Genomic DNA, 13,225 nt, shown 5'->3' on the forward strand with positions numbered 1-13,225 from the left:
CCGGTCACGGTCCGACGTGGACGTAGCCGGCCCACAGGTCCGGCAGGCCGGGTAGCGCGTCGCGGCACCGCCGGACCGCGCGGTGCAGAGCGACGGCGGCACGTTCCGGGTCGATGCCGCCGGTCAGCGCCAGCCCTTCGTAGAACTCGGCGCACAGCTGCACGGCGAGGGTGTCCGAGACGGACCAGAGCGCGCCGATCACGTGCCGGAAGCCGGCGAGCTGGAACGCGGTGCCGAGGGTGAGCGCCTCGTCCGGCAGGGTCGCGCCGCCGCGTACGGTGTCGCAGGCGGACAGGACGGCGAGCGCCGCGGAGGCGCCGGCGGGTCGCCACAGGTCGCGTACGTGCAGCGCGCCGCCCGAGAGCACGAGCCGACCGCGGGTCGGTGCGGCCAGGTCCTGGTGCCCGTGACAGCACAGGTGGGCGACCGGCCGTGCGGTGAGCGCGGCGAGCACCGCCTCCGGTGTGGCGGCCGGCCCGGTCAGGGACCGCACGTGGGGCACGTGCCGCCGCACGATCTCCTCCTCGCGGGTCGCCCCCGGCAGGTCGGCCAGGCCCGGGGTGTGCGGCATCCCGACCACCAGCGCCGCGGTGACCGGCGTGGCGCCGGCCGGTACCGCGGCCCGGGCGTGCCGCAGCGCGCGCAGGGAGGCCGTGTACGAGGACACGACGCGGTCCAGGACGCCGTCGCGGCGGTCCATCGGCGCGGCGGCGTGCAGCGGCAGCAGGCTGAGCAGACCGGTGGGGCACCACCACAGCCGGGGCCAGTCCGGCGCCTCCTCGGGCGGCGTCGAGACGAGGTCGAGGGCGTCGAGCACCGGTGCGGCGACCACCCGCCACAGCCAGTCCAGCGTCTCGACCATCCGGCGGCGGGCCGCCGCGCGGCGGCGTTCGACGTCGGCGGCCCCGGAACGCCCGCCCTCGGCGGCACCGTCGCCGCCCGGTTCCTCCGGCCGGCCGGTGGTCTCGGCCGCCGCGGTCAGGAAGGTGGCGGCCCGCCGCACCAGCTCGGCGGCGGTCAGACCCGGAAGCGGCACGACAGTCGCACGCCCCGCCGTGACGACCAACGCGTCGCAGCGCCGCAGGGCCACGTTGACCAGCACCACCCGATCGTCGCCGGCCGCCCGCGCCAGCTCGGCGAAGGGCGGCGGGCGCAGGAACGCCTCGAAGCCGGGCAGGCGACGGATCTCGGCCAGCACCTCGCGGCGACGCGTCGCCAGGTCGTGCCGCCGCTCCGACCCACCCGGGCCGACCGCGCCGCCCGGCCCCGCGCGGCCGGCGGGTGTCTCGGCGGGCATCGCCGGATCGGGCGGGAGCCACCCCGGCCCGTCCGGCGCACCGGGCGACCAGGGTGTGGGGAGCGGGCCCGCCGGTGACCCGTCGACGCCGTCGAGCGCGGCCTGGAGGCGCGCGAGCCGGTCCGCCAGGCGGGGCGCGCGGGCCCGCAGCGAGCGCAGGTCGGCCCCGGCGTCGTGGGCGCGGGTCAACAACACGCCACGGCCGTACTCCAGCAGCTCCACGGCATGTTCCGGCCGCCCGAGCGCGATCGCCGCCGCCGCCGCGTCGCCGACCAGCCGCGGGAACCCGCGCAGCAGGCGGGTCTGGTCGTCGGGGTCCATGCCGTGCCAGGCCACGAGGTCGAGCAGTTCGATCGCGAGGGTGTAGCCGGGCAGAGCCGCCGCCGGGTCACCGGCCCGGTCGACGAGCCTCGCGTAGCGGGCCGCGGCCCTGGCGCGCAGCAGCGAGGGCGCCCCCTCGACCGCCGCCGCCTCCCGCAGCGCCGCGACCGCCTCACCCAGGTCCACCGCGGGCGGCGTCCCGGCGGTCCCCGGCGCGCGGTTCGCCGCCGGGCCGGTCGCACCGGCGGCCGCCGGGTCGTCGCCCTCCTCGGCGGGTGCGGGAGCCGCGTCCGGGGACGGGCCGCCGGCACCGGTCGCGTCCTCGTCGTCCGTCGGACCGGCGACGGTCTCGACCGCGTGGGCCAGGTTCAGCAGGCACATGGTCCGGTCCGGGTGGTCGGCGGGCAGGGCCGCGACCGCCGCCCGGTAGGCGTGGAGCAGCTCCGCCGCGTCCTCGTCGGTGGGGGTGGCCCGGAACCGGAGCAGCAGGGCGTTGCCGAGGTTGGTGAGCAACCGGACGCCGTCCGCCGTGGAGGCGGGCAGGAGGTCGCGGGCCCGGCGCAGGAGACGGACCGCCTCGTCGAGATCCGCCGTGTCGTCGGTGAGGCGGTGCCGCAGCAGGTGCGCGAGGGCGAGGGTGCCCCCGACCCGCGCCCGCTCGGTGGGCTCGACGTCCCAGCTGGCCAGGTCGGCCGCCTCGCGGAGCAACGCGATCGCGATGTGCGCGTCCCACTCCACGTCGCGCGACGCCCGGCCGTGGCGGTGCCGGCCGTCGGGCAGCGCCCCGTCGACCGCCAGCTCGACGCGACGGTTCAGGGCGGCACCGTAGTTGGTGAGCACGGCGAGCCGGTCGGGGTGGTCCGCCGGGGTCACCTCGACGGCCCGCCGCAGCACGGCGAGCGCCTCGGTGAGCGTTGCCAGATCCTGGGTACGGGCGAAGAGCCCCTGTAGCGCGAGCCCCAGGTTGGACAGGGCCGACGGCAGCCGCCGCGGGTCGGCGTCGCTCGCGGCGACGGCGGCGCGCAGCGGCGCCACGGCCGACTCCAGCAGGTCGGCCTCGCCCGCGTCGACGGCCAGCTCGCGCAGCGTCTGCCCGAGGTTGGCCAGCAGGACGGGCCGACGCGGATGATCGGCCGGGAGCAGAGCCTCCGCCTCGGCGTACGCCTCGCGGGCCTCGCGCAGCGTGCGGGCGCCGTCCAGGTCCACGTGCCAGCGGCCGAGGACGTAGCCGAGGTCGACGAGGCACACGGCCCGCCGCACCGGGTCGGTGGCGGCGGCGACCGCCTCCCGGAGCAGCCGCAACGCCTCGGTGAGGTCGGCGGGCCGGCGGTACCGCTCGTAGCGCGATTCGAGGAGCCGACCGAGGCCCTGCCACAGCTCGCCCGGGTCGGGCCCGGCACCGGCGTCGACGGCGGCGCGGTACGCGTCGATCGCCGCGTCCAGGTCGGCCGGGTCGCCGCTGCGCTCGTACCGCTCCCCCAGCAGGCCCGCGAGGCCCACCCGGGGGAAGCCGGCCAGGTCGGCGGGGAGCTGCGCGGCGACGGCGGACGCGGCGCGGTTCGCCTCGATCGCCGCCGCCAGGTCGCCCGGGTCCGGGCGCCGCGCGTACCTCTCGGCGGTCACCATGGCGTACACCAGCAGGAGTCGCGGGTCGGCGCCGGAGGTGGCGGCGAGCGCGAGGACGTCCACCGCGCGGTCGAGGTCGGCCGGGTCGCCCCGGCGGCGCCAGCGGTCCCGCAGCCGCGCGCCCAGCTCGCCGCGGGCCAGCGGCGGCAGCGGCGAGCCGGCGGGGGCGGTGCGGGCGGCCTCGTCGAGCAGCAGGATCGCCTCGTCCAGGGTGGCCGCGTCGCCGGTCAGCCCGTACCGGTCGCCGAGGACGCAGCCGAGGTCGAACAGGCGTACCGGCCGCTCCGGGTCGGCCGACGGGGTCGACTCCACGCTCTCGCGCAGCGCGTCGATGGCCGAGGGCAGGGCCGGGCGCCGGCCCAGGTGCCGGAACCGGTCCCGGTGCACGCGGCCGAGCGCCCACAGGTAGCGCGGCCGTTCCGGCGCACCGGTCGGGGTGCCGGCGAGCGCCCGTTCCAGCAGGGCCGCCGCACGGTCGGCGACGGAGTGGTCGCCGGAGCGTTCGGCGTCGCCCATCAGGGCCACGGCCTCCAGGTAGAGCGCGGCGGCATCGGGCTCGCCGTCGGCCGGGCGGGGACCGGGGACCGTGGCGGCGGTGGGGCCGCCGTCGGCCGCCGGGTCGCCGGCCGGGCGGGGACCCGGGACCGTGGCGGCGTTGGGCGGCGTCCGGTGCGCGTGCAGCAGCGCCAGCAGGGTCGGCGGCACTCGATCCGGCGCCACGCGCAGCAGGAACTCGGTCAGCCCGACGGCCTGGGTGAGGTCGTCGGCGTCGGAGCCGGGTGGCAGCAGCCGGTAGCGGAGCCAGTGCAGCAGGGCGAGGAGGCGCAGGCCCTCGGCCACCTGCTCGGTCAGCGGCCGGTCCGGCGGGGACTGGGCGATCAGGTCGACGACCGCCTCCGCGTCGCGCACCGCGTCCGCCCCGAGCACCGTACGCACGTCCATGCTGGCGTCGAAGGCGTCCAGCCGATCCCGCAGCCGGCGCACCGGGTCCACTCTCGACCGTCGCCACATCCCGTCACCCCCGCCGCACCGATGGGCCTCGATCAGGCGTAGCAGAGCGGACGGGCTGAGGGCCAGTGCGGCGGGAGTCGGTTCGCCGACGCGGGGGCGTCTCGACCGTCCGGCGTCCCGCCCGGCACCGGGCGGGACGGTGGACCCGCGCCGGAGCGGGACGACGCGTCAGGTCAGCGCCGGTGGGTAGCGCAGGCCGTCGAGGGCGATGGTCAACACCCGGTCGCGCTGCCCCTCCTCGGGGAACTGGAACGCCACGATCCCGCTGATCAGCCGCAGGAGGTCGTCGAAGGTGGCGTCCGGGCGGACCACGTGGGCCTCCCGGGCGCGGCGCAACATGGGCTCGCCGGCGGCGTAGATCTCGGCCCGGCACCTGCGGAAGACCTCGGAGTCGTGCGCCAGCTCCTCGGCGAGCGCCCGCTTCGTGGCGGCGTACGAGACGAACCGGTGCAGCCAGGCGACGAGCGCCTCCCACGGGGCCAGGTGCGCCAGGTCGGCGGCGGAGCGGCTGAGCGCCGACACCTCCTCGACGTAGACCGCCTCGAACAGCTCCCGGCGGCTCGGGAAGTTGCGGTAGAGGGTGCCGATCCCCACGCCGGCCCGCCGGGCGATCTCCTCCAGCGACGCGCCCACGCCGCACTCCGCGAAGGCCTCCCGGGCCGAGGCGACCAGTGCGTCGTAGTTGCGCCGGGCGTCGGCCCGCTTGGGACGCCGCGCAAGGTATTCCCCCAGCTCACTGGCGCTGGCCATGGCGGACGTCACCTCTCCTCGGTTGCAACCGGAGGCATCCCTCCGCTAGCTTAGTGGAGGCACCCCTCCGGAACTGACCGGAGCCGTGCCTCCGGATAGCTTACTCCGGATCGTGCGGCCGGTCCCATCCGAACGCGACCGGCGCCCCAGACGACCCGTACCGAGGAGCCCCGTCATGCCCGACATCCGGCTCGACACCGGCCGCTCCCCCCGACACCGACGCGAGATCGCCCCGGCACCACCCCCGCGCCCCGCCGCCGCAGGCGAGCCGGCCGAGGTGCGGCCGGGCGGCTGACCGCCGACACCCCAACCTTCCCTTCGTACCCGTTCGGAGTTCCTTCGTGACCGAGACCACCCGACGCGGCTCGCGCCGGTTGACCTTCCTCGTCCTCGCGGGCGGCGCCGGCTTCTTCGCGATGCTCCAGTCGCTGATCACGCCGGTGCTGCCCACCATCCAGCACGACCTGCACACGTCCCAGAACACCGTGACCTGGGTGCTGACCGCCTACCTGCTCTCCGCGTCGATCTTCACGCCGATCCTCGGGCGGGTGGGCGACATGGTCGGCAAGGGGCGGATGCTGGTCGTCTCCCTCGCCGCCCTCGCGCTGGGCTGCCTGCTCGCGGCCATCGCCCCGAGCATCGGCGTGCTGATCATCGCCCGGGTCGTCCAGGGCATCGGTGGCGCGGTCTTCCCGCTGTCGTTCGGGATCATCCGCGACGAGTTCCCCGCCGCGCGGGTGAGCTCCGCCGTCGCCACGATCTCCGCGATCATCGCCGCCGGCGGCGGCCTCGGCGTCGTCCTGGCCGGCCCGATCGTCGCCGCCCTCGGCTACCGCTGGCTGTTCTGGATCCCGATGGTCGTCGTCGCGCTCACCGCGCTCGCGGCGTACCGGTTCGTGCCCGAGTCGCCGGTGCGTACGCCCGGCAGGATCAACTGGGCCGCCACCCTGCTGCTCTCCGGCTGGCTCGTAGCGCTGCTGCTGCCCGTCAGCAAGGGCGCGACCTGGGGCTGGACCTCCGGCCGGGTGCTCGGCCTGCTCGCCGTCGCCGTCGTGCTGCTGATCGGCTGGCTGGTGGCCGAGGCCCGCTCCGCGAACCCGCTGATCGACCTGCGGATGATGCGCCTGCCCGGCGTCTGGACCACCAACCTGGTCGCGCTGCTCTACGGCGGGTCGATGTTCGCGATCTACGCGTTCGTACCGCAGTTCGTGCAGACCCCGCCCAGCGCCGGCTACGGCTTCGGCGCGAGCATCAGCCAGGCCGGTCTGCTGATGCTGCCGATGCTGGTGGGCATGTTCGTCGCCGGCGTGGTCGCCGGCCGTCTCGAGGCCCGGTTCAGCGCCAAGGCACAGCTGGCCACCGGCTCGGTGTTCAACGTGCTCGCCGCGGCCATGCTGACCGTGGCCCATGACACCCGCTGGGAGATCGGCGTGGCCGGCGGCCTGGTCGGCATCGGCATCGGTCTCGCCTTCGCCTCGATGGCCAACCTCATCGTGGCCAACGTGCCGGCCAGCCAGACCGGCGTGGCGACCGGCATGAACGCCAACATCCGCACCATCGGCGGGGCGATCGGCGCCGCCGTGGCCAGCAGCGTGATCACCGCCCACCCGCAGGCCAGCGGCCTGCCCCGCGAGGCGGGCTTCACGATGGGCTTCATGCTGCTGACCGGGATCTCCGTGGCCGCCGCGGTCGCCGCCATGATCGTCCCGTCGGGACGCCGGCCGACGGGCCGGCGCCGCACCACCACCCCGGTCGGCCCGGAGATGGCCGGCGAGCTGGCGCCCGCCGCCCGCTGACCCGACCGGGTCGCACGGAACGGACGCGGGTGGAGAGCGCGGCTCTCCACCCCGCGTCCGCGTCCCGTGGCTCCCGGCCACGGCGGCCGCGAGGCGTCCGGCCGGACCGCGGTCAGCGCAGCACGCGGACGAGGACCAGACAGCCGCAGTAGGCCAGCGGCACCAGCACGAAGCAGAGCACGAGGCCCAGCAGCGGATAGCGCGGCGGGGCCTCGACGGCCACCGGTGGCCGGCCCCACCGGCCGAGGACCAGCCATCCGGCGAGCGCCGACGCCGCCGGAAGCCCGGCGCACAACCCGCCGTAGAGGGCGCCGGCCCCGACCACCCCGGCGCCGGAGGCGACCACCAGCACGACCATGAGCAGCGCCCCGACGCCCGCCGCGGCCAGGTAGACGGCCGCCGCCCGGGCCGGCGGGGGCCAGCCCGGCAACAGCGCCGGCTGCCGGGCCAGCAGGTCGGCGTGGTGGCCGTGCCGGTCCGCCTCGTCGGCGTACCGCCGGGCCAGCTCCAGCTCCACCGCCGGGTCGGCCTCCGTCACGCGCGGGCCCGGCACCCCGGGCACGGTCGCCGCCGGCACCGGCTCCCTCCGGGCGTACGCCCCGGTGCCCGGCCGCCCCGGCACGGCGGCTGCGCCGCCGGTCGTCCCCGCCCCGGAGCCCGGGGCGTCGGCGGCCGGCGGGCCGCCGGCCGCGCCCGCCGTCGACAGCCCCGGTGATGCGGGCACGGGAGGCGCCTCGGCGGTGGAGACGGAGCGCCCCTCGGCCGTGGACGCGGGAGACACCGCCCCGGCGGGCGCGGGGGGCGTGTCGGCTCCGGGCGCGGAGGGCGGCTCCCCGGCCGGCGCACGCGCGGGCTCGCCGCCCGGCGCCGGCGCGGCCCGCGCGGCGGCGGTCGCCGGGGCCGCGGACGGCCCGGTGGCCGGCGGCTCCCCGATCACCCCGCCGAGCTGGTCCAGGCGCTGCCCCTGGGCGGTCAACCGGTGCTCCAGCGCGTCGACGGCCGCGCGCAGGTCACGGTGGCGCTCGGCGTCGGCGGTCGCGCCCCGCGCACCGGAGCGCCGCTCGCCGAGCCGGCGGGCCAGCTCCGCGTACTCCTCGAAGGTCACCACCGGTCAGCTCTCCCCGCCGTCGGCACCCCGCGCGAACGGGACGATGAGCCGGACGCGCTGGTCGTGCCGGTCCACCAGCAACGCCCGGTCCGGGCGGGGCGTGTAGGCGAGGTCGCCCAGCCCCAGACGCGGCCCCAGCTCGGCGCCGGGCACGTCCAGCGCGACGAGACAGGCGACCTCGTCGCCGCCGAGGTCGTCGGCGAGCCGGCGGGGGTCGCGCCACCAGCCGAGCAGGTGCACCCGGTGGCCGGGACCGGCGCGCAGCAGGGCACGCAGGTCCTCCCGGCCGCGATGGGACGTCCCCGGGTCGGGCGCGCCGAGCAGCGCCGGGGCGGCGTCCATCCCGAACCCGACGAGGAAGGTGCGACCGGCCGGCGCCTCGGCGAAGAGCGCGCCGCTCGGCCCGTCCGGACCGGGCGCCGGCGAGCCGTCCGATCCGGCCGGTCCACCGGGTGGGCCGGGACCCGGTCGCACCCGCGCCGCCAGGGCGGCCAGCCGGTCGCGCAGGTCGGCGGCGTCGAGCTGCACCACGGCGTGGCCGGCGGCGGCCAGCACGGCGGTGGTCTCGTCCACCACCGCGTCGGCGGCGGCCACCAGCGGGACGAGCAGGAACCGGCACTCCCCCGGGACGTGCTGACGGGCCAGGCTCAGCGTCGCGGCGCGTAGCACGTCGGCGCCGGACGGCGAGGCGCCCACCACCGCCAGGTGCCGGCCCGGGGTGGGGTCCATGATGAACAGCGCGGTGCTGCCGTGCGCGTCGACGCTGCGGCCGACCAGGGCCAGCGGTCGCCGGCCGCCCGGGCGCAGCCCGGCGTAGGTGGGGTCGTCCTCCAGCCGGTGCGTCTCGTACCCCCGGAAGACCACCGGTGGGCGCGCGCGGGCCGGCCGGGTCTCCCACAGCTCGTGGCGCAACCGGCGGGTCTCCTCCGCGACGGCGGGCACGTCGGGGAACCGGACGACCGTGTCGGCCCCGGCCGCCCCGCCCGCCGTGTTGACGATCGCCGCGCCGGCCGGCAGCGCCGCGGCGAGGCCGTCGCGCCGACCGAGCGCTCCCCCGCCGGGCAGCGCGACCCGCAACCGGAGCCGTCCGAGCAGCGCCTCGGCGTCGGGCTCGTCGACGCCCACCGGAGCACGGCCGGCCAGCAGCAGGTGCACCCCGCAGGGGCCGCCCTTGCGGGCCAGCTCCGCCAGCAGCTCCCTCGACTCCAGGGCCGTGGCGTCGGCGTCGGCGAGCAGCAGGTGGAGGTCGTCGACCACCGCCACGACGCGGGGCAGCGGGACGTCGCGGGGCAGATCGGCGACCCGTGCGACGCCGTGGCGCTTCAGCGTGGTGGCCCGCCGGCGCACCTCCCGGCGCAGGTCGCGCAGCACCGCCACGCCGTACTCGCGGTCGGCCTCGACGCCGACCGTGCGGGCGTGCGGCAACCAGGACGGGTCCCGCCCGGTCGGCGCGAACTCGGCGAAGCCGTTGCCCTCCGCGAAGCCGAGCAGGTGCAGCTGCAACTCGGCCGGCGAGTAGCGGGCCGCCAGGCCGTGGAGCGTGCCGAGCAGGAAGGCCGTCGTGCCGGCGCCGGCCCGCCCGCTCACCAGCCAGTGCGGCGTGTCGTCGTCGAACGCGACGGTCGCCGGGGCTCGTCCGGCCCGGCCGACGACGGTACGCAGGCCGTCGACGGCCGACTCAATCCACCGCCGCCGCGGCAGCAGCTCGGCGAAGCGCCGCGCGTCCCCGAGCCGGGCGGCGGCGCCGAGGTGCGCGGCGAGCGCGCGCACCGACGCGGCCGGCGGGCCGCCGTCGAGCCGGACCGGGGCGGCGAGCCCCGTGCCGTCGGCGCTGAACGGCGTACCCGGCGGGTCGCCCACGTACGCGTGCCGGGCCGTGACCCGCACGGCGGTGCCGGCGGCCGACGGCGCCGCGGCGTCGAGCGGCGACTGACCGGCCAGCAGGACGCAGATGGCGGCCTCGGGGCCGGTGCGGGTGAGCGCGGCCAGGCGGGCCAGCTCCCGCGGCGCCGCGGTGGCGGCGACCACCAGGAGCAACCGGCCGCCAGGGGCCTCGCAGGCGGCCCGGGCGTGGCGTTCGGCGGCGTCGAGCACGGCGGCCGCGTCGTCGTCGGTGATCGCGGGCTCGTCGAGGACGCCGGCGTCGACCAGCGGGCGCAGCGGCCCGAAGGTGGCCCCGAGCGCGGCGGTGTCGATGCCGGCGACGTGCACCTCGCCGGCCGGGGCGGCGGTGAGCAGGCGCACCACCAGCGCCCGCAGCAGCCCGGCGACCCGGTGGTCGCGGGCGTCGGTGTCGACCGTCAGGTGGTGGCCCGCGCCGAGCGGGACCAGCACCGGGAAGACACCCTCCGGTGTGGACGCCGTGCCGAGGCGGGTCGGGGCGGCGGCGTCGGCGAGCGGGGTGGCGCCCGGTGCGGGCCCGTCGAGCGCGGCGCCCGCCTCGGCGAGCCGCGCGACCAGGTCACCGGTGTCGGGCGGGGCGACGGTCGCGTCGCCGAGGGAGTGGCGGGCGAGGGCGAGGTGCGCGCGGGCGGCCCGGTGCGCCACGACCGCCTGGCGGTACGCCGACGCGAGCCTGCCCACCATCCGCCTCCCCACCCGGCCGTCCGGCACACCCTAACGGACCGTGGTGGCGCGCTCACAGCATCACGCGCGCGCGTCGCCGGCGTGTACGACGGCCGGCGGTCCACCGGGGACCGCCGGGCCGGTCGTGCGCGTCAGCCGGTGACCGCGTTCAGTGCGGGCAGGTAGCCGTGGCGGTAGCCGTCGGCGTCCGGGTGGTACGCCTCGATGACACCGCTGATGTCGTGGATCCACGGATCGCCGGCGCAGACACCGTGCCCGGCGAAGTACGGCCGGGTGTCGGCGAACGTGGCGCCCGCCGCCGCGGCCCGGCCGGCGATGACGGTGGCGAGCAGGTCGGCGGCCTCGTTGAGGATGGTTCGCTTGTAGACGCTCATGGCGAGCCATCCGCAGGGGCTGAGTTCGAACAGCCGCGGGTAGCCGAGCACGATCAGCCGGGCGTTCGGCGCGCGGTCGCGGATGGCCGCGTACGTCGCGTCGAGCCGGCCGGGCAGCGTGCTCGTGGCGAACGCCCGCGCCTCGTTGACGGCGTTGGTGCAGGTGGAGGTGCTGCCGAACCGGCAGCTCGTGATGACGTCCGCGAAGCCGGCGTCGTTGCCGCCGATGGTGACGGTGACCAGGGTCGTGCTGGTGCTGAGCGCGTTGACCTGGCTGTTGATGACGTCTGCGGTGACCGCGCCGCCGCACGCCGGGAACGCGAAGCTGTTCACCCCGTGGGCGGCGGCCCAGAGCGGGGCGTACGACTTCTGGCTGCGCAGGCAGGTGGACCAGTCGTAGGGGCCGGCGCCGACGCCGGAGGAGTACGAGTCGCCGAGCGCGACGTAGTTGACGACGGCGGCCTGCGCCGCGCCGGGCACGGCGAGCACCGCGCCGAGGGTGGTGGCGAGCAGGGCGACCAGCGCGGCGAGGGCGCGGGCCAGCGGGCGGTGGGACATGACGGACCTCCACAGGGCAGGGGTGGTGGGATCCGTGACCGCGCGCGTGGCCAGGGGTGGAACAGTTGTTACTAGGCGGTAATGCTATCGAAACATTGAGATCAATGGAACTGGCGGCGACGGCGCCACGAGTCCGGCCTAGCGCTCACCTCGGGCCGCCGCGGTGGTGCCCGCGACCGCGGGCACCACGACCGACGGAGCGGCGGCCGCGGGCACCACGACCGACGGAGCCGCGGCGGCGGCCGGCGACCGGTGCGGGGCGTGCGTCGGCAGCACGGGCGCGGGCCGTCCCGGAGCGGGGCGGTGCGACACCGGCCGGCGGGCGGACGCCGCCCCCGGGGCCGGGCGGGGAGCCGGAGCGGCGGCCGCGGCCGGGCGGGGCACCGGGATGACGGTCCGGGCGGGCCGGACCGCGCGCGCCAGGCTCGACGCGGGGCGGACGACCCGGGCCGCCGTGCAGACCACCCGGCGCACCGGCCGGCGTACGGCGGGACCGGCCAGCGCGCCCGACACCCGGGTACGCAGCACCCGGCCCCGGAGCCCGTCCAGGGTCGCGGCGGCGGCGACGGTGGCCACGGCGGCGACGGCACCGGCCAGCACCAGGGTCTGCCGGGGGCCGGCGTGCTCGGAGAGCCAGCCGAGCAGCGGCGCGCCGACGGCGGCGGAGACCGATCCGGTGACCGCGAGCGCGGCCAGCACCCGGCCCCGCATCAGGTAGTCGGTGTCGAGCTGGGCGCGGGCGCCGACGGTGGTGTCGATGACCACGGCCGCGGCCGCGATCGGCAGGATCACGGCGGCGAAGCTGAGCGTGCCCGGAGCCAGGCCGGCGACGATCTGCAACGCGCTGGCGAGCAGCCCCGCGCCGATCAGGACGCCGTAGCCCAGGTTGCGGGTGCGGGCGGCGACGAGCGCGCCGACCACGGTGCCCACGGCGAAGACGGTGGAGAGGAAACCGTACCCGCCGGCGCCGGCTGCGAGCGGCCCGTCCGTCATCGCGGCCATGGTCACCTGGTAGTTGCGCCCGAGGCTGCCGAGTACGAACGACAGGGCCAGCGCGACGAGCACGACGGGCTGGCCGAGCAGGTAGCGGAAGCCGGCCAGGATGCCGCCGTCGGCGCGCGCCGGTTCGGCCGTCGGCTCGGCGGCCGGCCCGCCCGCGTACCGGTCGCGCTCGCGGACCAGGAAGAGGGCCGCCACCACCGCCACGAAGCTGACGGCGTTGACGACGAAGAGCAGCGCCGGGCCGACGGCGGCCACCACGACGGCGCCGGCGCTCATGCCGAGGATGCGGCCGGCGGAGTTGGTGAGCGAACCGAGCGCGAGGGCGTTGCCCAGGCTCTCCCGGTCCACCAGGGTGGAGGCCCAGCGCCCCATCACCGGCCCCTCGATCGCCGAGACCGCCCCGGCGGCGAGCGAGATCGCGTAGATCGCCGGCAGGCCGCCGGCGCCGGTGAGGGCGACCAGCGCGAGGCCGGCCGCCAGGCCGGCGTGGGCGACCTGAGCGGCGATCAGCAGCGGCCGGGCGCGCAGCCGGTCGGCCAGCGCGCCACCCCAGACGCTGAGCAGCAACGTGGGGAGGGCCTGCAGGAGCACGGCGAGGCCCATCGAGGTCGCCGATCCGGTCCGCGAGAGGACGTACCAGTTGACGCCGAGCACCTGCATCCAGGTGCCGATCACCGACACGAACCCGGCGATCGCCCAGATGCGGTAGTTGCGGTGACGCAGCGCGGCGAACGTGGCACCAAACGCCACGGCGACCTCCCCCGACCCGATGTGCCTCATGACAGGGCCGGATCAC

Annotated in this window: 7 protein-coding genes; 1 reads left to right on the plus strand and 6 read right to left on the minus strand. The window is 77.7% G+C overall.

Annotated elements, in window-relative coordinates:
* Positions 1–4 precede the first annotated feature (4 nt).
* Together SM573_RS19475 and SM573_RS19480 are read right to left on the minus strand one after the other, a co-directional pair.
* Positions 5–4,228 carry a CHAT domain-containing protein gene (locus tag SM573_RS19475; RefSeq protein ID WP_474616750.1) on the minus strand — a complete coding sequence of 1,408 codons (4,224 nt, stop codon included), beginning with the start codon at positions 4,226–4,228 and terminating at the stop codon, positions 5–7.
* Positions 4,229–4,423: 195 nt separating this feature from the next.
* The gene (locus SM573_RS19480; RefSeq protein ID WP_474614645.1) at positions 4,424–5,005 is read right to left on the minus strand and encodes a TetR/AcrR family transcriptional regulator; all 582 of its coding nucleotides are present in this window, start codon (positions 5,003–5,005) and stop codon (positions 4,424–4,426) included.
* A 341-nt stretch (positions 5,006–5,346) separates the two neighbouring features.
* On the opposite strand from SM573_RS19480, the gene SM573_RS19485 reads away from it, so the two are divergent.
* Complete coding sequence (locus SM573_RS19485; RefSeq protein WP_474614644.1) at positions 5,347–6,801, plus strand: MFS transporter; 1,455 nt, start codon at positions 5,347–5,349, stop codon at positions 6,799–6,801.
* Between the two features lie 112 nt (positions 6,802–6,913).
* Here the strand turns inward: SM573_RS19485 and SM573_RS19490 are convergent, their stop codons facing one another.
* From SM573_RS19490 to SM573_RS19505, 4 genes are all read right to left on the minus strand, one after another.
* The gene (locus SM573_RS19490; protein WP_474616751.1) at positions 6,914–7,906 is read right to left on the minus strand and encodes a hypothetical protein; all 993 of its coding nucleotides are present in this window, start codon (positions 7,904–7,906) and stop codon (positions 6,914–6,916) included.
* Positions 7,907–7,912: 6 nt separating this feature from the next.
* Positions 7,913–10,495 carry an FtsK/SpoIIIE domain-containing protein gene (locus SM573_RS19495; RefSeq protein ID WP_474616752.1) on the minus strand — a complete coding sequence of 861 codons (2,583 nt, stop codon included), beginning with the start codon at positions 10,493–10,495 and terminating at the stop codon, positions 7,913–7,915.
* 131 nt (positions 10,496–10,626) lie between these two features.
* A complete protein-coding gene (locus SM573_RS19500; RefSeq protein ID WP_474616753.1) occupies positions 10,627–11,427 on the minus strand; it encodes an SGNH/GDSL hydrolase family protein in 801 nt (266 codons plus the stop codon).
* 138 nt (positions 11,428–11,565) lie between these two features.
* Positions 11,566–13,179 carry an MFS transporter gene (locus SM573_RS19505; RefSeq protein WP_474616754.1) on the minus strand — a complete coding sequence of 538 codons (1,614 nt, stop codon included), beginning with the start codon at positions 13,177–13,179 and terminating at the stop codon, positions 11,566–11,568.
* Positions 13,180–13,225 lie beyond the last annotated feature (46 nt).

Source organism: Micromonospora xinjiangensis (genome assembly GCF_056150165.1).